The sequence below is a fragment of the Meishania litoralis genome, from assembly GCF_042611095.1.
GTDB lineage: Bacteria > Bacteroidota > Bacteroidia > Flavobacteriales > Flavobacteriaceae > Meishania > Meishania litoralis.
The window spans coordinates 215,250-237,377 of sequence record NZ_JBHFPV010000004.1 but is presented as its reverse complement, the minus strand read 5'-3'; the positions used below and the strand labels follow the sequence as shown (position 1 = coordinate 237,377).

Sequence of the window (22,128 nt, the reverse complement as noted above, 5' to 3'; positions counted from 1 at the left end):
TTATATATGGAAAATTTCAGGAAACATATTTTTGCATTGGCCTTCATCTGTACATGGTGTTCAAGTGCGCAGCAATTGCCACAATTCACACAATATGTTTACAATACAATGTCAATAAACCCAGCGTATGCGGGTAGTAGGGAGACATTGAACATAACCGCGCTGCACCGTAATCAATGGGCCGGTATTGATGGCAACCCGACCACAAGCACATTTTCAATGCATACACCGATCAGGTTCAGTCAAGTAGGTCTAGGTCTTTCTTATATCAATGACCAACTGGGGTTCGAGAAGACAAATTATATTTATGCCGATTTTTCATATACGGTACCCTTAAGTAGCGAAGTCAATATGGCTTTCGGACTTAAGGGAGGTTTCACGAATTATCGATTGGAAACCCCTGATGGTAACGACCCCTTCTTTTCGGGTGGATTTACCGAATGGAGTCCGAATTTTGGAGCAGGCGTCTATATCAGTTCGAACAAATGGTACATCGGTGCATCTTCACCAAGAATTTTGAATACGGATCTAAATGAAGGAGAATTCGTAGCCCTGGAACGGAATAGTTATTATGCCATTGGAGGCTACGTCTTCGACTTGGGAAAATCCACAAAATTCAAGACCACAGCAATCATGAAATACACAAACGGGGCTCCTGCCACATACGATATATCCGCAAATTTCCTACTCTTCGAAAAATTTTGGATCGGGGCATCTTATCGCTTTAACGATGCCGATAGCTTTGGTGTGGTAATGGATTACGCTATTTCCAATTCCTTTAGATTGGGGTATGCCTATGATCTGCCTACGGCCACTTTTAGGCCCTACTCGGGAGGTACCCATGAAGTTATATTAATATACGAACTGTTCAATAGACGTTTGGGCGGTCTTAAATCTCCCCGATATTTCTAAGAAAAGTCAAAAGAAATCGAAAAGAGCCTACTTTAAAAGAATATTGAAAAAATAGTTGTTCGACCATTTGGAAGCCCCACCATTCTCTGGAACAAGAACTGCCCTAACCCTAAGGCCCTCAAGAAAAACCTCTTCGAGAAATTTGATATCAATATGCTCTTCGACCGACATTTTGGGACTTTTTGCACGCACATGTACAATACTGTGGGCCAATAGTCTTAATTGGGCAGCGTCTTTATAAAAAAGTGTGCCGGCCAAATCTTCAAATGATATTTCCGAGCATCCGCCACTGCCCATATGCCCATAGGTAAAGAAATGTAGCCGATACCGAGATTCCGATTCAACCTCCTTTTTATCGAACTCCAATTTCGATTTTGCCGTCAGACGTTCGTCAAGACTATGGGGCAAAGCTTTTTTATTGGCCAGGGCGAGTTTAACAGATTTGACTATTGCCATTTAAAGTCCTTTTATTCTAAATAAGAAACCAATGTTAATCTTTTTAAAGAAAGGACGGAACGACTATCCATCGATTCCGCCCTTTCAGCAAAAACAACAACCAATTATTTTTCTATTTCTACCCTGTTATCTACAAGTTCTTTTATGGGGATTATGGTCAGACCATTGTTCGTCTTCAGTGTAATGCTGATATTATCAATGGATTCTATGGTACCTTTTACTCCATTCACATTAATTTTATCCCCCAGCATATAGGTCTTGCGGGTATAAAATGTTCGTAACAAATCGGCAATTACCTCTTTCGAACCCAAACCAAAACCAATGGATAATGCCAAGAGAAACGAACCGAGTATGATCGTAACATTATTCGTAATAATAGTAGTATCGACACCGGCCTGGTTCAAGGCGGTAACCGTGATAAATACGAGAATTAAATAGAAAACAATATTGCTGATAATTTTAGAACCACTTAATTCAAATGATTCAAAAACCCCTTTTATGGCCTTCTTCATAAAATTGGCAATGTAAAGTCCGATCATGAAAAGTGCAATGGCACTGAATAATTTTGGAAGGTACCTAAGCAGATTCCCTATTTCCGATGAAATGATGTTCCAGTTCAATATATCGGCCGCCACGATCAAAAAAACCAGGAACATTAGCCATTTTGCAAAACTCAAAATTACCTTTGAGGCCTTGAAGTCTATGTCATGGCGACCGAACAGATCGGTTTCGTTGATCTTTTCGGTAAGACGGTCGACCTTTGCTATTTTCAGAAGTTTTTTCAGAACCAATAATACCACTTTGGTAATCAACCAGCCTACCAATAAAATGAGGATCGCCCCGACAATACTTGGCAGGGCAGCGCCAATATTACCGGCCATTGTGCTAATTGATTCTGTGGCAAGGTCTTTCCATTCGCTAATTGTTTCCATACTCTTTAGTTGATTAATGTTATTCTAATTATACTTGTTTTTGTTTTTTGTTTTCAAAAATTGCGATAACGTTGACGGATAATTATTGGTTACGAGAAAAGTAATATCCATCATCAGTTTGGCAGTAGCCACATCGTCCATGACCTTCTGTCTCATTTCTGGTGGAACTTCTCTAATCGACTCCTCCAATTCTTTAAAAGGATTTCTTTTTGTGTTCGACATCTATCCTATTTTATTATATGCTACTATTACTTTGCTTTTGGCCCTTTTTAACCTCATTTTGACCGCACTTTCACTTACATCGAAAAGTGCTGCCAATTCCCTCACCGGTACTTCATCTTGATACTTTAAAAGCAAGAGTGATTTGTCATCGGCAGGAATTATCTCCAACACTTTCTTCAATTTAGAAACTTTTAGTCGAAGCATTGTTTCTTCGGGCACATGGATCAAATAAGCATCTTCGCTCTCATCGATCGTTTTGGCCTTATCTTGGATTTTACGCTCCCTGTTCCTATTCACATGGTTTGCGCAAAAGTTATAGGTGAAAGAATACAGCCAGGTAGAAAACTTAGATTTACCCTTAAAAGTTCTGAGTTTAACGAAAAGCAGTAAAAAAATATCTTGGGTCAGATCTTTGGCCTCGTCCTCAGATTTAGAAAATCCAAAGCATTTATTATATACTATTCTTGCATACCTATCGTACAATTCCCCAAAAAAATAGGGATTGTTATCTTTTACCACTCTTTCGACAAGCTCTTCGTCAGATAGAGATTCAAGAAGGTCTGCTGTATTCAAGGTTGTGTTAGTCTTGGTCGTTTAATATTTAGACACCGATTTTTTAATAAAGTCACTATTCTGTTCCATTTTTTTTAAAAGTAGGCTAAACTTGACATATTCGATATCTTTGATAAAAACCGAAAGAAATGAAAAAGTACCTATTGACAATCGTTTTACTTATGTGCATAACTATTGCATGCAAAGAAGAGAAAAACGAAACAGCAGCGGCCCAAAAAGAACTTACACTATTGGAAAAAATAGCTTTTGCCAACGGATATGAAAATTGGAAAAACGTCAGCGAGCTTAAATTCACATTCAACGTAGACCGGGATACATCGCATTTCGAGCGTTCATGGAGCTGGAAACCCAAAAGCAATGATGTCATCATGGTATCGGCGACCGATACCGTTTCGTACAATCGGAAACAAATGGATAGCATTGCAGAAAATGCAAACAGTAGTTTTATCAATGACAAATATTGGCTGTTGGCCCCAATCAATATTCTATGGGATGAAAACAACATAACCCAGGAACATTTGTCCGGTGCAGAAGCCCCCATCAGTAAAAAACCATTACAAAAATTGACCGTTGTCTATGGAAATGAAGGAGGCTATACCCCCGGCGATGCCTATGATTTTTATTTCGGCAATGATTACATTGTTCAAGAATGGGTATTCAGAAGGGCGAACCAAGCCGAACCTTCAATGGTGACATCGTGGGAAGATTATGTAGAAAAAGGAGGGCTTAAGATTGCCCAAATGCATAAGATGCCAGAAGCAAACTTCAAACTCTATTTTACCAATATCGAGGTGGTTACCGACTAGCCTCGACTGTTTCGCAGTATACGGGTCGCCAAGAGCACGATTATAACGCAGGCCAATAGCACCATAAAACTGGTCATCAACGAGTATCTATCGGCCAAGAAGCCCAAGATCGGTGGTGCCGCCAAAAAACCGGCGTAACCCGTTCCCGCAATAAAAGCGACCCCTTGCGACGATTCTATACCCTTTACATTGCCCCCGATACGAAAAAGCTCAGGAATGATAACCGAAAAGCCAAGACCTATGAGACCGAAGCCGATTATGGCCAAGAAGGTATAAGTGCTCAATACCGCCATATAACCAGCAGTGGCGACAAGGCTCCCCAAGGCAACGATTTTTACCGAACCGATTTTTTGGCTGATACTATCACCTAAAAACCGTCCGGTGGTCATGGTGACGGAAAAAGCCAAAAAACCAGTTCCCCAAAGGGCCTCAGGTGCCAAACTGATCTCCTTCAAAAATAGTCCGCTCCAATCGACAATGGCTCCCTCGCCCCCCATAACCATGAAAGATACAATGCCTATGACCAATAGCGGTTTGAATAGTTTTAGGCTAAACGGTTCTTTTTCAACGGGAGCCGCTGTAATATGGAAGTAATTTTTATGCAACAGATAATTGATCAACAATACGGCGAACACCACAATTGCCATATGTAAAGCGGGGTTTCCTATGTAAACTATCAGAAAACTGCCCAAGCCGGCCAACACACCTCCAAGACTGAAAAAACCATGGGCGGCGGACATAAAATTCTGTTTATCCTCTTTTTCAAGTTCGGTAACCAATGTGTTCATAGATATGTCGGTAAGACCGTTTGAGGCCCCAAAAAGAAAGAGAGATCCCATCAAACTATAATAGTTCGTTGCAACAAGCGGCAATAAAGCGGTAAAACTACAGAGCAGTACGCCATACCACGTCGCCCTGCCTACACCGAGCCAATTGATGATCCTGGCCGCAACGGGAAACACCGTGAAAACTCCCAAGGAGAGAAAGAAAATGGCAATGCCCAGTTGCGATTTGTCAATGCCCAGATTTTCCTTGACGGTAGGGATATAGATGGCCCAGGTACCAAACCAGATATTAAGGCTGGCAAACACCCATGCAGGGGCAAAATACCGCGGGTTCGAAAGAATAAGTCGGAGTGATTTCATTAAAATAGCCCAATTATGGGTCAAAGCTAATCAAAACGGTTGCTATCAACTAACTGCTTTTTGTCAATATGCCCTCTTTAAAATTTGTCCGAAGTTGTACATATCCTCATAAGAACAATAAAAAGGTGCCGGAGCCAAACGAATGGTATTAGGCTCACGCCAATCGGTTATTACCCCTTGTTTCATCAAATAATCAAAAAGTGTTCTGCCTTGTCCATGAAGAAGGACCGATAATTGGCAACCACGGTCTTTAGGGGTAATCACTTCAAAGGAACCTTCGACCTCTTTATCTACCTCAAGCAGAATGTATTCAAGGTAAGCGACGATCGTATCACGCTTTCGGATCAATGCGTCCATTCCGACTTCTTCGAACATTTGCAACGATGCCAGATAAGGTGCCAAGGATAGTACGGGCGGATTGCTTATTTGCCACGCGTCTGCGGTTGGCATGGGCTCAAATTCAGGTTTCATGAGAAAACGGGTTTCTTTCTTGGTGCCCCACCACCCTTCGAATCTTGGAATGTCATCTTTTTCCAAATGTGCTTCATGAATGAAAACGCCAGAGGCATTCCCTGGGCCGCTGTTCATATATTTATAACTGCACCAGGCCGCAAAATCAACTTTCCAGTCGTGAAGCTTCAATTCAATATTGCCTACTGCATGTGCCAAATCCCAACCGACCATGGCCCCGACCTTTTTTCCTGCTTTCGTTATGCGCTTCATATCGAAGACTTGGCCATTGTAGTAATTGACCCCTCCGATAAGCACTAAGGCAAGCTCGTCGCCCACCTCTTCGATTTTATCAAGTATATCATCTGTGTGCCAAAAATGTTCTCCCGGCCTTTTCTTTAGTTCGACAATGGCATTCGAAGGGTCAAGCCCGTGGAACCTGACCTGACTAAGAAGCATATACTGATCCGACGGAAATGCTTTTTCCTCACAGATAATTTTGTAACGCTTTGAAGTCGGACGATAAAACGAGACCATAAGCAGGTGCAGGTTCACCGAAAGTGTATTCATTGCCGATACTTCTTTTGGCTCCGCACCCACCACCCTGGCCAACGGTGCGGCCAACCTTTCATGGTAGTCCCACCAAGGTTTTTCAGCATGAAAATGACCTTCAACGGCCAATGCCGACCAGTCGTTCATTATTTCATCGACATATTTCTGGGTACGTTTGGGTTGAAGACCGAGGGAATTTCCTGTAAAATAAATGACATCCTTACCATTTATCTGTGGAAAATGGAATTCGTTACGATAGTTGCGGAGTTCATCATTCGCGTCCATTTTTTTTGCAAACGACAACTTATTTTCAAATTGCATAAAATAAATTTATCTAAAATTACGACTTCGAAAGCGATATTTTTAGGGGTTCACGAAGTATGGGTCATTGAATACGCATCTCGCTGATATGTTTTTTGAACCCTATTTTTTCATAGGCTTTGATGGCCGAAAGGTTATCTTCATACACGGTCAAGCGTATTTCTTTCAAGCCTTTGGCATAAGCCCAATTCTTTAACCTTTCGATAATAATGGCGTTCACACCTTGCCCTCTAAATTGGGGATCCACGTACATTAGGCCCAGATATGCATAGGTTTTATGATCTAAATAATGCCGGGCTTCTTTTTCCATACCGATTCCACAACCTATTGGCCGACCACCGGCTTCCGCAATGAGTACCATGGCTTCTTCATTTGAAATCAGCTTTTCAATGTCATAATAAGACACATGCCTCTTGGCAATCGTTGGGTCATACTGACGTTCCCAGGCTACGACTCCTTGTTGAAATTCAAGCAAGGTATGCACATCTTCCGGCCGGGCCTCACGTATCAGAATATCTTGTTCGCTCATGAAAATATTTAAAGGCAAAAGATAGCGTATTAATCTATATTTTTGAAAAAATCAGGGCATGCACTTTTTATCACCATTATTGGAAGCGTACATTCAAGATCATTCCGAAGATGAACCGAAAATCTTGCAAGACCTTACGCGTGAGACCCATTTGAAAGTATTGCGGCCTAGAATGTTGACAGGTCATTTTCAGGGCAGGGTACTGAGCATGTTATCGAAGATGATCAACCCAAAATCCATTCTCGAAATAGGTACTTATACAGGGTATTCCGCCATCTGTCTTGCCGAGGGACTTCAAAAAGAGGGTCGTCTGCACACCATAGACATCAATGAGGAGTTGACCGCCTTGCAGCGCAAATATTTTGATTTAAGTGGATATGGCACCCGAATAGTGCAACATTTGGGCAATGCCCTTGACATAATACCCAAGCTGGAAGCCACATTCGACCTTGTTTTCATCGATGCGGAAAAAATGGAATACTCAAAGTATTTGGAAGGGGTTCTGCAAAAGACAACATCGGGAAGCATCATTTTGTCAGATAACGTACTTTGGTCGGGTAAGGTCGTAGAGCCGTTGGACCCAAAGGACAAGGCAACAAAAGCTGTTCTTGATTACAACAAAAAGTTAAAAGAAGACCCACGGTTTGAAACGGTTTTGCTACCCATTAGAGATGGTCTAACCCTAAGCAGGGTACGATAAGCTGTTTGTACAAAAGATGTATGAATACCGCCGAGGCTATACCGACCAATGCGCCTACGATAATATCAATTGGGTAGTGTACCCCGACATAGATCCTACTCATTGCAAAAAGTATCGGCCAGATATAAAAAAGCCAAGACCATCTTATTTCACGCCTTAAAAATAAAAATACCAAAGTCGTAATCGAAAACGAACTGGCTGCATGTCCCGAAAAAAAACTGAAGTCGGTCGGACTTTTGACAATACGGATCAAGGTATTTATTTCTTCATTGTTGTTGGGTCTGATCCTTGCCACGGCTTCTTTGGTCAGGTCGGTCAAAGTGGTAATAAAAAGAGCCAAAAATAGTACCGTGCCCAAAACGGCCAAAGCCTTTTTTGTTTGAAATTGCCTGAAGAAAAGAAAAATAAAAAGGGCAAGTAAGGGAATCCAATGGTTAAAATTCGTTACGGCCGACCAAAAGGCATCATACCTTTCTATTCCCAGTCCGTTCAGATAGATGAAGGTTTCTCGATCCCATTCGAGTATCGCCTCGAGCATAATCTCACGACCCTCTTTTTATCGTACCGGTAACATCGTTGACATTCTTTTTCACATCGTCAAAACCTGTCTTGATATCATCGCCGATACCCGAGGTGAGATTGCTTTTGACATCGTTGATATCTTTCTTGATATCGTCGACGATCTTGGTATCGATTCCTTGTTTTTCGGCACTTCTTTGAATCTCTTTCTTAATATCTTCGGTGGCGTCTTTCAACTGGCGCATACCCTTGCCCAACCCTTTGGCAATGCCCGGGATCTTATCGGCACCGAAAACCATGACCACGATGAACATGATAAAGAATATCTCACCGCCGCTGATAAACAAAAATTGGATCAAATACATGTTACAAATATAATGAAGTTTAAAACAGAGAAATAAAAAAGTCCTGACAATAAAATTGTCAGGACTTTATGATATTTATTGCTTAGGATTACCCTTTGATATTCTCCTTAAACTTGTCAAAATCGGAGTTCTCTTCTTTTTTAGGCCATGAATTGTTGGTTACATCGATGTCGGCAGTCTCGGCCTTGGGATCGACTATGACGCCCGTCAATTCTTTTTCTGAAGAAATTACGACACTCACCTCTTTATCATTTTTCCTCCATATTTCAGGTGGGTAGGTAATATTCTCGGTACTTCCGTCGGCATAGGTGTATTCTACGATCAATGGCATTGGTATTCCACCTGGTTTGTCGTACGTGACCTCATAAAAATATTTAGGCTCCTTGACATTTCTTCTTTCTTCGGCCGTCATATTGTCCATCATGAATTCTTTCAAGGTCTTCGAAGTCTCGGATGGGGATTTACCCTTCAAACTTTCGTCAAAATCTTCGCTGCCCTCTTCGGCCAAATATACCAATGGCGGTAAATCGGCTTCCGTTAAATTACGTGCCGCCATATATTCCTCCATTTTTTTCGTGGGTTTGTTCGACACGTAGTACTTTTTAATACCCTTAACACCGATATCGACATAGTCGGTGGTATAGAACCAACCTCTCCAATACCAATCAAGATCTACCGCCGAAGCATCTTCCATTGTGCGGAAAAAATCTTCGGGAGTCGGGTGTTTGAACATCCATCGTTTTGAATATGTCTTGAATGCATGATCGAACAATTCCCTTCCCATGACCGTCTCACGTAGAATGTTCAGAGCGGTCGCCGGTTTTCCATAGGCATTCGGGCCCAATTGATATACATTTTCCGGGTTTGACATAATGGGCGAAATCGTACTTTGATCCCCGCTCATATAGGGTACTATCTTTGATGGGGCGCCCCTTCTTGATGGGTATGCATCGTTAGGTGCGATTGCTTCGGGATATGCCTCGCCAAATTCTTGCTCGGCCATATATTGCATGAACGTATCAAGGCCTTCATCCATCCAACCCCATTGACGCTCATCTGAGTTTACGATCATCGGGAAGAAGTTATGCCCCACTTCGTGGATGATTACACTCATCATTCCATATTTGACCCTGTCGGAATATGTTCCGTCTTCATTAGGCCTGCCGTAGTTCCAACAGATCATCGGGTATTCCATACCTTGGTTTTTGGCATGTACCGAAATGGCCTTTGGATAGGGATAATCGAACGTATGCGACGAGTACGATTTCAACGTATGCGCCACGACCTTTGTTGAGTATTCTTCCCATAGCGGATTTCCTTCTTTTGGATACAAAGACACGGCCATCACATCTCGATCGCCCATTTTGACCGCTTGCATGTCCCAAATAAATTTCCGGGAAGTTGCAAAAGCATAATCACGAACGTTCTCGGCCCTGAATTTCCATGTTTTTTTCTCATCAGAAAATCCTTTTTCAGCCTTCTCGGCTTCCTCTTGGCTAACAATGATTACCGGCTTGTCGTACGATTTCTTGGCCTTTTCATAACGGCTCATCATTTCTTTTGAAAATACCTCTTTTCGATTCAGTAAAGTTCCGGTAGCATCGAGCACGTGGTCGGCGGGCACGGTAATGTTCACGTCGTAATCGCCGAAAACCAATGCAAATTCGCCATTGCCCCAAAACTGGTGGTTCTGCCATCCTTCAACATCATTGTACACACACATTCTCGGAAAGAATTGGGCGATTACATAGGCGCGATTGCCGTCTTTGAACTCTTCATAGCCCGATCTCGCCCTATCAACGGTATGGTCGGGAATGTTATAATTCCATTTGATCGAAAAAGATATTTGATCCTTGCTTTTTAGGGGTTGCGGTAAATTGATGCGCATCATCGTAAAATTGATCGTGTACGACATCGGATTACCAGATGCGTCCTTCACATGTTCGATGACAAAGCCCCCGTCGAAAGGCTCACCCAAATACTTACCGGCAAATGTACCCGGTTGTTCGGCCAACGGCACACCATTGCCATTTTTCAAAAGGGCTTTTGAATCTTTCGTTCTTATGTTTTGATCCAACTGTAGCCACAAAAACTCGAGGTCATCGGGGGAGTTGTTGATATAGGTAATGGTTTCTTCACCATAAAGTCTGTGATTCTTGTCATCAAGCTCGACATCTATTTTATAATTCGCCTGCTGCTGATAATAGTCGGGGCCCGGAGCACCCGAAGCCGAGCGATACGTATTGGGCGAGGCAAATTCTTCGTAAAGTTGTTTGAACTTGCTCTGGTTGGTATGGCCCGGTTCTTTTTCCTTTGGAGCTTCCTCTTGCGCCCAAGATGCACAGGCGAACAAGAAAAGAACGGAAGCAAAACAATACTTGATCTTATTCATTTTTTTATTTGATTTTTAAAGCTGTGAAAAATAATGGTTTTTTAAGAAATTGTTAAGCTAATGTTATAAGTTTAACATTCCTTTAGTATCAGATTTGATCAATACGAAGCTTTTTTTCTTTTCTTTTATTTTGAAGTGCACTACATTCTGCTGCTCATCAAAAAGATCGGTAAGTATTTCATTCTGTATTTGAATCGACTTTATTTTATCCATACCGATTTTAGGAATTTCAAAGTAGCATATCAGCATATCGGTATCGTACTTCTTCCCCAAAAACTGATATTCGGCCGGTTGCCCGTCAATTTCGAACAAGAGTTTTGTTCTAAAATATTTTTCCAGATACTCGTCGGCCGATTTCGATTCGACATCGGTACCCAACTGAGCCTTAAGTCCATAACGTTCGTCCAGTAGTTTTTCCATGTCATCGATAAAAAGACGTGTGGTTATTTGCAGCGCATCATCTTTTTCGGAATAGCCTACATGGGTTACGCTCAGATAGAATTTATGGGCGGCGGTGAAGGCCATTAAGGGCAACATCAGAATCAGAAAACTTTTCTTAAAGGTCGTCATAGAATCAATTTACACATCGCTAAAATAAACAATTGCCATGCCAAATTGGTGAAGTAGTTCAGTTCGATTACACGACTGCCAAAAACTATGAATTAGGTCTAATCACGATATTATATAAAAATCTAATCTTTTGAAGATTCTTGGAGGTTATTGTTTTCACGATAGGTTACACTCCGTTTTCGCATATAGTCCCATATTTTCAAACGGTCATGGGTATCTACCGTGGACTGAAAAATGGAATCGATCTCACAGAAATACATAAAATCGGAAATCTTGTCCTGAGGAATCTGAAAATCGATCCGAAAAAGTGAATCGGCATACATTTCGCGTACCCGCTGGGTACGGGCGTACGTATTGTTTCTTGCAACGCGTCTTTTCAACATTTTGGTGCGCCCTGAAATACCGTTCAAAATCGGATTTAGAGGTAGCAGTCCACTTCCTGAAGTGGCCTCGAACAGCTCCCTTTCAGCCTTCGTCGGCACCCATGCATAAGCGTTGGGCAGACCTAAGGTAGAAGCGGTCACCACTTCTTTATCCGTACCTATACGCTCAACATCCCTCGACATATTACCTGTCAGGTTATAGGGCATGATCACCACTTCGTCGAGCTCGGTCAACGCTTCTTCCAAAGGTATCGACAACATTTTGCTTTTTAGCATATCGGCACTCACCACAATTTCCTTCCTTTTGAATTGGACCGCCGAAAAAACGATCGTGTCGTTCAAATTGGCAGATATGGAGAAAAATCCGTTTTCGTCGGTAATCGTTGCCCGTTGCATGGTCGTGTTCAGAACATGTGTGGCGGCCACATCGGCATTGGCACTATAGACACGGCCCTCTAGCCTACCTGACAACAAAGTTTGCCCACTCAAGCAAGTGGTGAACAAAATAACAACCCATGGAAGTACTTTACTTTTCGTCATCTAGGGTTTCACGAAAATTCTTGCTCTGGGTAACCAAAAAATCAATCAACTGAAACTCGTGATCTTGCCTTAGCAATTCTTGCTCGGGCGCCTGGGCGTCGCAATAGAGCAAAAAGGCATCGATTTTGTCTTGGGGTATTTTCAGGTCGAGCACAAAAAAAGCATCGTCATAAACATGCCTGAGCACCTCGCTCACCTTTAACTTGGGGCCTGGTGCAGCTTTTTCTTTATTGGTTTTCAACAATACCTTAAATAAATTCTTGAGGTTCAAACCATCGCGCAGAATGTTTCCCGTACGTGGCATCGCGATGTTTTCGACTTCCGTCGAACGATCTTGCTCGTATTCGAATTCTTTCAGCTCTTCGTTCTTGACCTGAATAAAGCGCTCAGGGTCATCGGGAGTTACCACGACCTCGTCCAATTCGGTCACTTTTTCGTTGACTTCGACCACAAGTCGGTTCTTTTGAAGAATGTCGTTTGTAATTTTGACGACCATCAATTGATAATTGACCGCAGTAAAGGCAAGTTCGTCACCTTCTTTGACGGCAATCGCAAATTCACCCCTATCATTGGTTATGGTGCCGGCCTCTGAAGTAACATTGATGACATTTTCGTTGGGCACGCTAATATTTCTGTAGAGCACCTGACCTCGCAGCAAACGACGATCATCTTGGGCATGAACATTTATCGCACCGGTCAAAAATAAAAGGAGTAGTAATCGTCTCATGTATTATAAAGTTCTGGTTGATAAAGAAAATACAAGTTAAGCCGATAAAAAAAACGAAGCCACTAAACTTTTGTTAATTTGTTTTTCACAGAATTTTTTCACCGCGATCAACGGTTATAAGATTCTATTATAATGGCATGTCCGTTTGTCGAAGATTCCGTTCACTTTACCCATTGATAGTTATATTTTGGGGCTGAAAACTAGGTAAATGACTAGATAATTCTATTTTTGTTTCGTTTGGTTTTTAACGGCAAATCGTTTGTTTTTGGTTGATTAAAAAACCTTAATATACATTCTTGATTTTTTGACAAACACCCGTTCGACCATTACTTTATAAACAAGCACGCTATGAAAATGTACAACATTCCCGCCCTTCTCGGACTGCTGTTTTGCTGTACGATCTACGGACAAATAAAAATCGGCGATAATCCGCAGATCATTGACCCCAGCTCGGTTTTGGAGTTGGAAAGTCGTGAAAGGGTATTGGTCATTACCCGGGTAAGCACCGCGGAAATGAATGCGATTATGCCCCTTCGAGGTGCACTGGTCTACAATACCGATGTTGAATGCGTACACTATTATGACGGAAACCAATGGGTAAACCTTTGCGAAAACAACGGAACTGCCAATATTACGGCCGACCCGATCATTCATGATATTCCGACAATTGCGCTGACCCCTTCGGCCGATGGCACCAATATTGAGATTGCCGAAAACAGTATTCGAAGCGAAATGATCGTCGATGGCGGGATAAACGGAGTGGATATTCAAAATGGATCCATCGGGCCCGGAAAGTTGCAGAACAATTCAGTGACCCAAGATAAATTATCGGAAAACTCGGTCGGGGCCTTCGCTCTTGATAATGCCAATATCGGTCTGACGGACTTTACCAATGATGCGGGTTTTATTACCAACGCCAATATTGTCAGCACGGCGGCCAACAATGCGATCACAAATAATGGGGGGGCCTTTTTTGACGATACCGACTTGGCCAATGGTATTCAATCGAATACGGATGCAATCAATGCTCTCGTCGACCCCACTTTACAACAGGTTTTGGCTCAGGGCAATATAGCAGGAGATTTAATTCGGGGATTGGAGGATCCACAGGCGCCACAGGATGCCACGAACAAAAGATATGTCGATGCGGAGATTTTGGCTGCTATTACAGCCGGGGGAGGCAACCCGAATGACGAGTTGATTACCGACGTAGAATTCATCACCTCTACAAATGTTCTGAGGATAACCGAAGGCGGTAATGTATTCGATACTAATTTAGGAGCTTTGGCCGGAGGTACCGAAAATACAACCGATGAACTCACAGACCTTGCTTTTAACCCTGCCACCAATATATTGACATTGACAAATCCAGCCACTGGGAATAACGAGGCAGATCTCAGTTCATTAGCTGGTGGTTCGGGTTCTACCCAACTTGCCGATCAGAATACAATTATTGGGGACGGTTCGTTGGGAAATGAATTTCAAATAGCCAATAATGCCATCAATTCTGCGCGAATTGCCAATGAAACAATTCTATCTGAGGATATTCTCGATGGAACTTTAACCACTGCTGACTATGCGGATCGTAGCGTCACCAATCTTAAAATTGCCCCTGGTGCATCAAATCAAATTCTCAGAACAAACGTAGGGGGTACCGACGTTGCTTGGGTCGATTTGCCCGCATCAGGAAATCCCGCTGCCTCGGATGTGACTTTTACCCCGACGGGAAATACAACCAGTTTTGATGTACAAACGGCCATTGAAGAACTACAGACAGAAATCGATGGTATTTCAACAGGTGGTGCCGCAAATCCTAACGATGAATTGATAACGAGTTTTGCCCTGAACGGTACGGGTCTTGACATCGCGGAAGGAGCTACCATTCAACCAACCGTAGACCTCAATCCCGTGTTTGCGACCGATATCGAATTAGCCGCAGCAATAGCGGCTTCTAACCAGATTATAGTAAGTACGGATGTTCCAAACTCGATTACCGCGGGCATCGATGGAGGAGCGCTTTACGACGACCCGGACAATGACCCCGGAAACGAGATCCAGAACTTGGCAGAGGTCCTAACCGATGGCAACGATGCTGGTGGGGCACCCATAAAGAACATTGGAACACCCATCGACCCAGGAGACGCAACTACAAAGGCATACGTAGACGCACAAGTTGTATCCGCTGGAACAATCGTCAGTACAGATACCCCTAATTCGATTTCTCCAGGTACAGATGGTGGGGCACTTTATGATGACTCGGCCTTGGTAACGGTTACGGCGGCAAATTCAGCTGCTTTGGCCTTGAAAGAAGATTTAGCCAATAAGTCTACCGACATCGCTCTTGGAAATTCCGATACGGATTACCCCTCGCAAAATGCGGTCAAAACGTATGTAGACAACCAAATAGCCAGTGTCTCCGGGGGTCAAAACCTCTCCAATACTAACCTCACGCAACTGGTCGGTCAGAACCGAACTTATGATTTAAATGGGCAAGAGTTAATATTTTCGGGATCAGGAAATGTGGGAGTTGGTGATTTTGGAAACTCCGGACCAGCTTCTATAAGGTCCAAATTTGATGTTGATGGACAAATAACAGCGTCCAATGGTTTCGCCTCTACAGAAGGCACAGTTGGAAATCCCGGTTACGGTTTTTATACCAACAATGACACGAATACGGGAATGTATAGAAATGCCGAGGATGAACTGAGTTTTAGTGCCGGTGGACAAGAAATGATGCGCTTGGCGGAATCCGTAGGAAATGGTCTGGAAATAACGGCCTTTGGCAGTCTGGAATTAGAAGATGAACTCAGAGATATAAATGGAAATGCTGGAACCGCAGGCCAAATTTTATCTTCGACCGGCGCAGGCGTGGAGTGGATTAACTCGCCCGCTGTAGGGAATGCTGACTGGACAACCATAACCAATATTCCAGCTGGTTTTGCTGACAATATCGATGACAACACTCAATACACCGCTGGTGCAGGACTTACACTCACAGGTACGACATTCGCCTTCGATAATTCATCGATAACTCCCGACTGGAACACCCTAATAAATGTACCTGCGGGTTTTGCCGACGATACCGACGACGATACAACTTATTCAGCTGGCGCTGGGTTGACACTTTCAGGTACCACTTTTTCCTTAGATGGAAGCTCTATTTCAGTCGATTGGAGCAATATTATAAACATCCCGACAGGTTTTTCAGATGATATCGATGATGATACAACATATACGGCTGGTATCGGGATATCACTCGTTGGCAACACATTTGCTTTCGATGCGACCTCTTTGCCTGTTGGCAGCATCGATGGAACAAGAGTTAATCCGGATTTTGGCGCCCAAAACATTGTTACCACAGGAAATCTTACCGTTAACGGCCCAGTTACTGTTGGTGGTATACCTGTTCATCCTGACTATGTTTTTCAAAAATACTTTTTGGGCAATTCAATATTGAATGATAGTTACGATTTTCAAAGCCTTGAAGAAATTGAAGCTTTTGTAAAAAAATACCACCACCTGCCTGGCATTAAATCGGCCGCTCAAGTCAAAAAAGAGGGTTCTTGGAACCTCAGTGAGTCCAACATACAGAATCTTGAAAAAATAGAAGAATTATTTCTTCATACCATAGAACAAGAAAACAAGATCAAACAGTTACAAAAAGAAAACCAAACGATTTCTAACGAACTTATCGCTCTCAAAAAAGAATTGGAGGCTATAAAAAACCTGATAAAAAAATCGAATTGAAAGCGATACTGAACATTCTATTTCTTTCAGTAGGCATTCTCGCCAATGCCCAACCCGCCTTTTATAATCAGGGGAATATACGAATTCATGAAAACGGGCAGATCGGCTTTCATACCGACCTGATCAACGATGGTGTCTTCGACGAGAATCTTGGGTTGGCCGGGTTTTACGGCAATGAATTCCGAGATATTTTCGGGGCCTTCCCCCCTACCTTTTTTGATGTCGAGTACGATACGCGCATTGGTACAACGCTCAATACCACGGTCAATGTGGTCAATAACGTCAATTTTATCGACGGCAACGTCTTTTCGCCTCGAATACAATCGGGTATTGCCTTAAATTTTCTTGAAAACGCCTTTTATACCGGTGAAGGCGATTTCAATAAGGTCGATGGTTATGCCAGTATCAATGGTCAACAGAACTTTACCTTCCCGGTTGGCGATTTTGAGCAGCTGCGCCCCTTGATACTTACTTCTTCGGGAATCAATACTTTGGCCAAATGTGCCTATTTTGCCGAGAACCCGAATAATCCGCCAAGTTTGGACAATGGCTTTGATACCACGCGAAAAGCAAGCAATATCGGTGTTATAAGTCCGGTCGAATTTTGGAGGTTGGAAGGTGAGGTGCCCTCAACAATAAGCATCAGTTGGAACGAACGTAGCGCTATGGCCGCCCTCACCGATGACGTGAGCACGATAATCCCCGTTGGGTTTAGCAAAAGTACGAACCAATGGATAAGTCTGGGTGTCACCGGGCAGGCAGGGGATCTTTCCCAAGGTTTTGTAACCTCGGCCGAGTTCATTCCTGACAATTTCAGGGCCATCACATTTGCCGGTGCCGGTGAGCCCGTAGAATTGTTGAACCTTGACAATTATTTGGTCTCCGCCAATGGTGACGGCATCAACGACTTTCTTGAAATTGCGGAATTGGAACAGTCGCCGAACAATGAACTTTTCATCTACGATCGCTTTGGAGTGAAGGTGTTCGAACAGGTAAATTACACCAATGAATTTAAAGGTTTTGCCAATACGGGCGATTTTGTGATCCAAAGGGAAAAAGGGCTTCCGTCAGGGGTCTATTTTTACGTCGTTTCAATGAAAGATGTCGGGTTGGATTTTCAAGGGTTTTTCTACTTGACCCGATAAATTTTCCCGATAATGTCCTCGTTTAAAGGCCATATTCTTAGGCGATTGGTCTTCAATTCTCATTTTACAACATTTTAGAAGGCGCTTACAACATTTAATGGTGATTTTGAGTGCCAGCATCTAATTTTACTTCTTGATTAGATAACCGATCCAAATCTTATCTAAAATGGACTTAAAAAAACTTGGGCTGTTATTGCTCTTCTTTGCCTACATAAATGTGGCGACCGCACAGTTAAAAATTGGTGAAAATCCAAATTCCATCGATCCCACTTCGATCGTAGAAATGGAAAGTACTTCAAAAGCTTTGGTCTTGACACGACTGACCACGAACCAAATGCAGAACATTGTTCCACTTCGTGGTGCTATGGTCTATAATACCGATACAAAATGCATTCATTATTACGATGGAATGCAATGGAACAACCTTTGCCAAAGCTCTAATCAAGGAACTTTTTCATTTGTAAATAATGGTAATGGCACCTTTACCATAAATTATTCCGATGGCACCTCGTTTACCTCCCAAAATCTGACAGGCCCACAAGGAATACAAGGCGAGAAAGGTGAAAAGGGTGACCAAGGCGACCAAGGGATACAAGGTATCCAAGGAGAGAAAGGTGACCAGGGAATCCAAGGGATAAAGGGAGAAAAGGGTGACCAAGGGATACAGGGTATCCAAGGGGAAAAGGGTGACCAGGGCGACGTAGGCCCACAGGGTATCCAAGGCGAAAAAGGTGACAAGGGTGACCAAGGGGAAGTAGGTCCACAGGGCATCCAAGGGGAGAAAGGTGACAAGGGAGACCAAGGTGTCCAAGGTGAGAAAGGCGACCAGGGTGACCAAGGAATCCAAGGGGAGAAAGGAGACCAAGGTGTCCAAGGTGAGAAAGGCGACCAGGGTGACCAAGGAATCCAAGGGGAGAAAGGAGACCAAGGCGACCAAGGGATACAAGGTATTCAAGGTGACAAGGGTGACCAAGGAATCCAAGGTATCCAGGGAGAGAAAGGTGACAAGGGCGACCAAGGAGACGTAGGTCCGCAGGGCATCCAAGGTGAGAAAGGAGACCAAGGCGACCAAGGGATACAGGGTATCCAAGGAGAGAAAGGTGACAAGGGTGACCAAGGAGACGTAGGTCCACAGGGAATCCAAGGTGAAAAGGGTGACCAGGGCGACCAAGGGATACAAGGTATTCAAGGAGAAAAGGGAGACCAAGGAGACGTAGGTCCACAGGGAATCCAAGGAGAGAAAGGCGACAAGGGTGACCAAGGAGACGTAGGTCCACCGGGAATCCAAGGTGAGAAAGGAGACAAGGGCGATGTTGGCCCCCAGGGTATCCAGGGGGAAAAAGGTGACAAGGGCGACCAAGGAGATGTTGGCCCACAGGGCATCCAAGGCCAGAAAGGCGACCAGGGCGACCAAGGAATCCAAGGTATCCAGGGAGAGAAAGGTGACAAGGGTGACCAAGGGATACAAGGTATCCAAGGGGAGAAAGGAGACCAAGGCGATGTCGGTCCACAGGGTATCCAAGGAGAGAAAGGTGAAAAAGGTGACAAGGGTGATCAGGGAGACGTAGGTCCACAGGGCATCCAAGGAGAGAAAGGTGACAAGGGTGATCAGGGCGACGTAGGCCCACAGGGTATCCAAGGCGAGAAAGGTGACCAAGGAGATGTAGGTCCGCAGGGAATCCAGGGAGAGAAAGGCGATAAGGGAGACCAAGGCGACGTAGGTCCGCAGGGCATCCAAGGTATCCAAGGAGAAAAGGGAGACCAAGGCGACGTAGGTCCGCAGGGAATCCAAGGAGAGAAAGGTGACAAAGGCGACCAGGGAATCCAAGGTGAGAAAGGCGAAAAGGGTGACCAAGGGATACAGGGTATCCAAGGAGAGAAAGGCGAAAAGGGTGACCAAGGAATCCAAGGTATCCAAGGTATCCAAGGTGAAAAAGGCGATAAGGGTGACCAGGGCGATCAAGGGGTCCAAGGTATCCAAGGCGAAAAAGGCGACAAGGGAGACCAAGGCGACCAGGGTGACGTAGGTCCTCAGGGAATCCAAGGTGAAAAAGGCGATAAGGGTGACCAGGGCGATCAAGGTATCCAGGGCGAGAAAGGCGACAAGGGTGACCAGGGCGATCAAGGGATCCAGGGTATCCAGGGAGAGAAAGGAGACAAGGGAGACCAAGGTATCCAGGGTGAAAAGGGCGACCAAGGCGATCAAGGAATCCAGGGTATCCAAGGTGAAAAAGGCGATAAGGGTGACCAGGGCGATCAAGGGGTCCAAGGTATCCAAGGCGAGAAAGGTGACAAGGGAGACCAAGGTGACGTAGGTCCACAGGGGATCCAAGGGGAGAAAGGAGACCAAGGGGACGTAGGGCCCCAGGGAATACAAGGTGAAAAAGGTGATCAGGGCGACCAAGGTGTCCAGGGAGAAAAAGGAGACAAGGGTGACCAAGGAGACGTAGGTCCACAGGGAATACTAGGTGAAAAAGGTGACAAGGGTGACCAGGGAATCCAAGGTGAGAAAGGCGAAAAGGGCGATCAAGGAATCCAGGGTATCCAAGGTGAAAAAGGCGATAAGGGTGACCAGGGCGATCAAGGGGTCCAAGGTATCCAAGGCGAGAAAGGTGACAAGGGAGACCAAGGTGACGTAGGTCCACAGGGAATACAAGGTGAAAAAGGTGACAAGGGTGACCAAGGAATCCAAGGTATCCAAGGTATCCAAGGTGAAAAAGGCGATAAGGGTGACCAGGGCGATCAAGGGGTCCAAGGTATCCAAGGCAAGAAAGGTGACAAGGGAGACCAGGGCGACCAAGGCGATGTTGGCCCCCAGGGTATCCAAGGAGAGAAAGGTGACCAGGGCGACCAAGGAATCCAAGGTATCCAAGGAGATAAAGGTGACAAGGGTGACCAAGGCGATGTCGGTCCACAGGGAATCCAAGGAGAGAAAGGCGACAAGGGTGACCAAGGAATCCAAGGTATCCAAGGTATCCAAGGTGAAAAAGGCGATAAGGGTGACCAGGGCGATCAAGGGGTCCAAGGTATCCAAGGCAAGAAAGGTGACAAGGGAGACCAGGGCGACCAAGGCGATGTTGGCCCCCAGGGTATCCAAGGAGAGAAAGGTGACCAGGGCGACCAAGGAATCCAAGGTATCCAAGGAGATAAAGGTGACAAGGGTGACCAGGGAGACGTAGGTCCACAGGGCATCCAAGGCGAGAAAGGTGAAAAAGGAGATGCTGCGAATCCCTCTTGGGAGCTATTGGGCAACAATGGCACGAATGCTACGACCAACTTTATTGGAACAACAGATGGCCAAGACCTTGTTTTAAAATCAAATAATTCCGAAAAAATTAGATTGGTTCAAAACAAGGGTCAGGTGCTTATCAATCAAGCACGGACATTCAACAATCATCCTCTTGTAATCAAGGCAAACGGTGTTGATGTACTTGCATTTCAAGATAATACAGGTACGCCAAAATGGCACTGGAACCTTCTTGCCAACGGTTTGAATTTTGTGGAATCCAATGTTGCGGATTATCGTCTATTTCTTGAAAATGGAGGTCAGGTCGGAATCAATACAAATGCTCCTTCTGAGCAATTGGATGTAAACGGGAATGCAAGAATACGAACTTTGGGCAATGCAGTAGATTCAGATAACATAATAGCTGCCGATGCCACCGGGGTTCTGAAAAGATCCAAAGTGAATTATGGCGCCCGATGGACAAATTCGAATACCAGCACCGATCTTAACGTAAACAATACGGTCGCTCCTATTTTTGGGAACCAAGATTATAAAGACGACGGAAACAACCTGTACCAGGTAAGCGGCAATACCTTGATCGTCAAAGAATCTGGAAGATATGACATCAGGGCCAATTTATCGCTAGAAGGAATCAACTCAAGCGCGTCATCCGAACAAAGAACCAATGCCAATGCGCGTATTGCCATAAACGGAACTCCTATTGGAGCAAACGCCGCTTCAGGCTACATCAGATATGCAGGCGGACATGAACAATCCAGCATTCATGTGAGTGAAATATTACAATTGAGTGCCAACGACGTCATATCAATAATCATGTTTAGAGAGGCAAATTCCGGTACGGTGCGATTCAGTGGAGCTGGAGAATCCAGTTTTATAATCAACAAATTAAGATAGC

The 22,128-nt window shown here is 44.1% G+C and carries 19 protein-coding genes; 6 read left to right on the top strand and 13 right to left on the bottom strand.

The window, feature by feature from the left end:
- Nucleotides 1-6: 6 nt before the first annotated feature.
- Entirely contained in the window at nt 7-912 is a 906-nt protein-coding gene (locus tag ACEZ3G_RS14680; protein ID WP_432426269.1) for a PorP/SprF family type IX secretion system membrane protein, read from the top strand.
- A 27-nt stretch (nt 913-939) separates the two neighbouring features.
- Here ACEZ3G_RS14680 and ACEZ3G_RS14675 read toward each other — a convergent pair whose 3' ends face one another.
- From ACEZ3G_RS14675 to ACEZ3G_RS14660, 4 genes are all read right to left on the bottom strand, one after another.
- Nucleotides 940-1,368 carry a hypothetical protein gene (locus ACEZ3G_RS14675; RefSeq protein ID WP_432426268.1) on the bottom strand — a complete coding sequence of 143 codons (429 nt, stop codon included), beginning with the start codon at nt 1,366-1,368 and terminating at the stop codon, nt 940-942.
- Between the two features lie 104 nt (nt 1,369-1,472).
- Nucleotides 1,473-2,300, bottom strand: a complete 828-nt coding sequence (locus ACEZ3G_RS14670; protein WP_432426267.1) for a mechanosensitive ion channel family protein — start codon at nt 2,298-2,300, stop codon at nt 1,473-1,475.
- A 24-nt stretch (nt 2,301-2,324) separates the two neighbouring features.
- Complete coding sequence (locus ACEZ3G_RS14665) at nt 2,325-2,522, bottom strand: hypothetical protein (protein WP_432426266.1); 198 nt, start codon at nt 2,520-2,522, stop codon at nt 2,325-2,327.
- The gene (locus ACEZ3G_RS14660) at nt 2,523-3,095 is read right to left on the bottom strand and encodes an RNA polymerase sigma factor (protein ID WP_432426265.1); all 573 of its coding nucleotides are present in this window, start codon (nt 3,093-3,095) and stop codon (nt 2,523-2,525) included.
- Nucleotides 3,096-3,223: 128 nt separating this feature from the next.
- Here ACEZ3G_RS14660 and ACEZ3G_RS14655 point away from each other — a divergent pair, with 128 nt between their 5' ends.
- Nucleotides 3,224-3,901, top strand: a complete 678-nt coding sequence (locus ACEZ3G_RS14655) for a hypothetical protein (protein WP_432426264.1) — start codon at nt 3,224-3,226, stop codon at nt 3,899-3,901.
- On the opposite strand, the gene ACEZ3G_RS14650 is transcribed toward ACEZ3G_RS14655, so the two are convergent.
- From ACEZ3G_RS14650 to ACEZ3G_RS14640, 3 genes are all read right to left on the bottom strand, one after another.
- On the bottom strand, nt 3,898-5,046 hold the full coding sequence (locus ACEZ3G_RS14650) for an MFS transporter (protein ID WP_432426263.1): 1,149 nt from the start codon (nt 5,044-5,046) through the stop codon (nt 3,898-3,900). The two genes, ACEZ3G_RS14655 and ACEZ3G_RS14650, sit on opposite strands and share 4 nt — an antisense overlap.
- A 63-nt stretch (nt 5,047-5,109) precedes the next feature.
- Nucleotides 5,110-6,369 (bottom strand): kynureninase, encoded by a 1,260-nt coding sequence (gene kynU / locus ACEZ3G_RS14645; RefSeq protein ID WP_432426262.1) that lies wholly within the window; start codon nt 6,367-6,369, stop codon nt 5,110-5,112.
- A gap of 64 nt (nt 6,370-6,433) precedes the next feature.
- Entirely contained in the window at nt 6,434-6,898 is a 465-nt protein-coding gene (locus ACEZ3G_RS14640) for a GNAT family N-acetyltransferase (protein ID WP_432426261.1), read from the bottom strand.
- A 58-nt stretch (nt 6,899-6,956) separates the two neighbouring features.
- On the opposite strand from ACEZ3G_RS14640, the gene ACEZ3G_RS14635 reads away from it, so the two are divergent.
- Nucleotides 6,957-7,598 carry an O-methyltransferase gene (locus ACEZ3G_RS14635; RefSeq protein ID WP_432426260.1) on the top strand — a complete coding sequence of 214 codons (642 nt, stop codon included), beginning with the start codon at nt 6,957-6,959 and terminating at the stop codon, nt 7,596-7,598.
- On the opposite strand, the gene ACEZ3G_RS14630 is transcribed toward ACEZ3G_RS14635, so the two are convergent.
- From ACEZ3G_RS14630 to ACEZ3G_RS14605, 6 genes are all read right to left on the bottom strand, one after another.
- Nucleotides 7,564-8,136: a phosphatase PAP2 family protein gene (locus ACEZ3G_RS14630; protein ID WP_432426259.1), complete on the bottom strand. Its 573-nt coding sequence runs from the start codon at nt 8,134-8,136 to the stop codon at nt 7,564-7,566. The two genes, ACEZ3G_RS14635 and ACEZ3G_RS14630, sit on opposite strands and share 35 nt — an antisense overlap.
- A 4-nt stretch (nt 8,137-8,140) precedes the next feature.
- Nucleotides 8,141-8,482 carry a Sec-independent protein translocase subunit TatA/TatB gene (locus ACEZ3G_RS14625; RefSeq protein WP_432426258.1) on the bottom strand — a complete coding sequence of 114 codons (342 nt, stop codon included), beginning with the start codon at nt 8,480-8,482 and terminating at the stop codon, nt 8,141-8,143.
- A gap of 88 nt (nt 8,483-8,570) precedes the next feature.
- Entirely contained in the window at nt 8,571-10,874 is a 2,304-nt protein-coding gene (locus tag ACEZ3G_RS14620) for a M1 family metallopeptidase (protein ID WP_432426257.1), read from the bottom strand.
- 63 nt (nt 10,875-10,937) lie between these two features.
- A complete protein-coding gene (locus tag ACEZ3G_RS14615) occupies nt 10,938-11,444 on the bottom strand; it encodes a DUF6702 family protein (protein ID WP_432426256.1) in 507 nt (168 codons plus the stop codon).
- A 122-nt stretch (nt 11,445-11,566) separates the two neighbouring features.
- Complete coding sequence (locus ACEZ3G_RS14610; RefSeq protein WP_432426255.1) at nt 11,567-12,367, bottom strand: carboxypeptidase-like regulatory domain-containing protein; 801 nt, start codon at nt 12,365-12,367, stop codon at nt 11,567-11,569.
- A complete protein-coding gene (locus ACEZ3G_RS14605; protein WP_432426254.1) occupies nt 12,354-13,094 on the bottom strand; it encodes a carboxypeptidase-like regulatory domain-containing protein in 741 nt (246 codons plus the stop codon). The genes ACEZ3G_RS14610 and ACEZ3G_RS14605 overlap by 14 nt, the downstream gene beginning before the upstream one ends.
- A 348-nt stretch (nt 13,095-13,442) precedes the next feature.
- Here ACEZ3G_RS14605 and ACEZ3G_RS14600 point away from each other — a divergent pair, with 348 nt between their 5' ends.
- The 3 genes from ACEZ3G_RS14600 (at nt 13,443) to ACEZ3G_RS14590 (ending at nt 22,127) form a co-directional block, all read left to right on the top strand.
- Nucleotides 13,443-16,841, top strand: coding sequence for a beta strand repeat-containing protein (locus ACEZ3G_RS14600; protein WP_432426253.1), 3,399 nt, complete (start codon nt 13,443-13,445; stop codon nt 16,839-16,841).
- On the top strand, nt 16,838-17,986 hold the full coding sequence (locus tag ACEZ3G_RS14595; protein WP_432426252.1) for a gliding motility-associated C-terminal domain-containing protein: 1,149 nt from the start codon (nt 16,838-16,840) through the stop codon (nt 17,984-17,986). Before ACEZ3G_RS14600 ends, ACEZ3G_RS14595 begins: the two co-directional genes overlap by 4 nt.
- Nucleotides 17,987-18,152: 166 nt before the next feature.
- Nucleotides 18,153-22,127 carry a hypothetical protein gene (locus ACEZ3G_RS14590; RefSeq protein WP_432426251.1) on the top strand — a complete coding sequence of 1,325 codons (3,975 nt, stop codon included), beginning with the start codon at nt 18,153-18,155 and terminating at the stop codon, nt 22,125-22,127.
- Nucleotide 22,128: the final 1 nt, after the last annotated feature.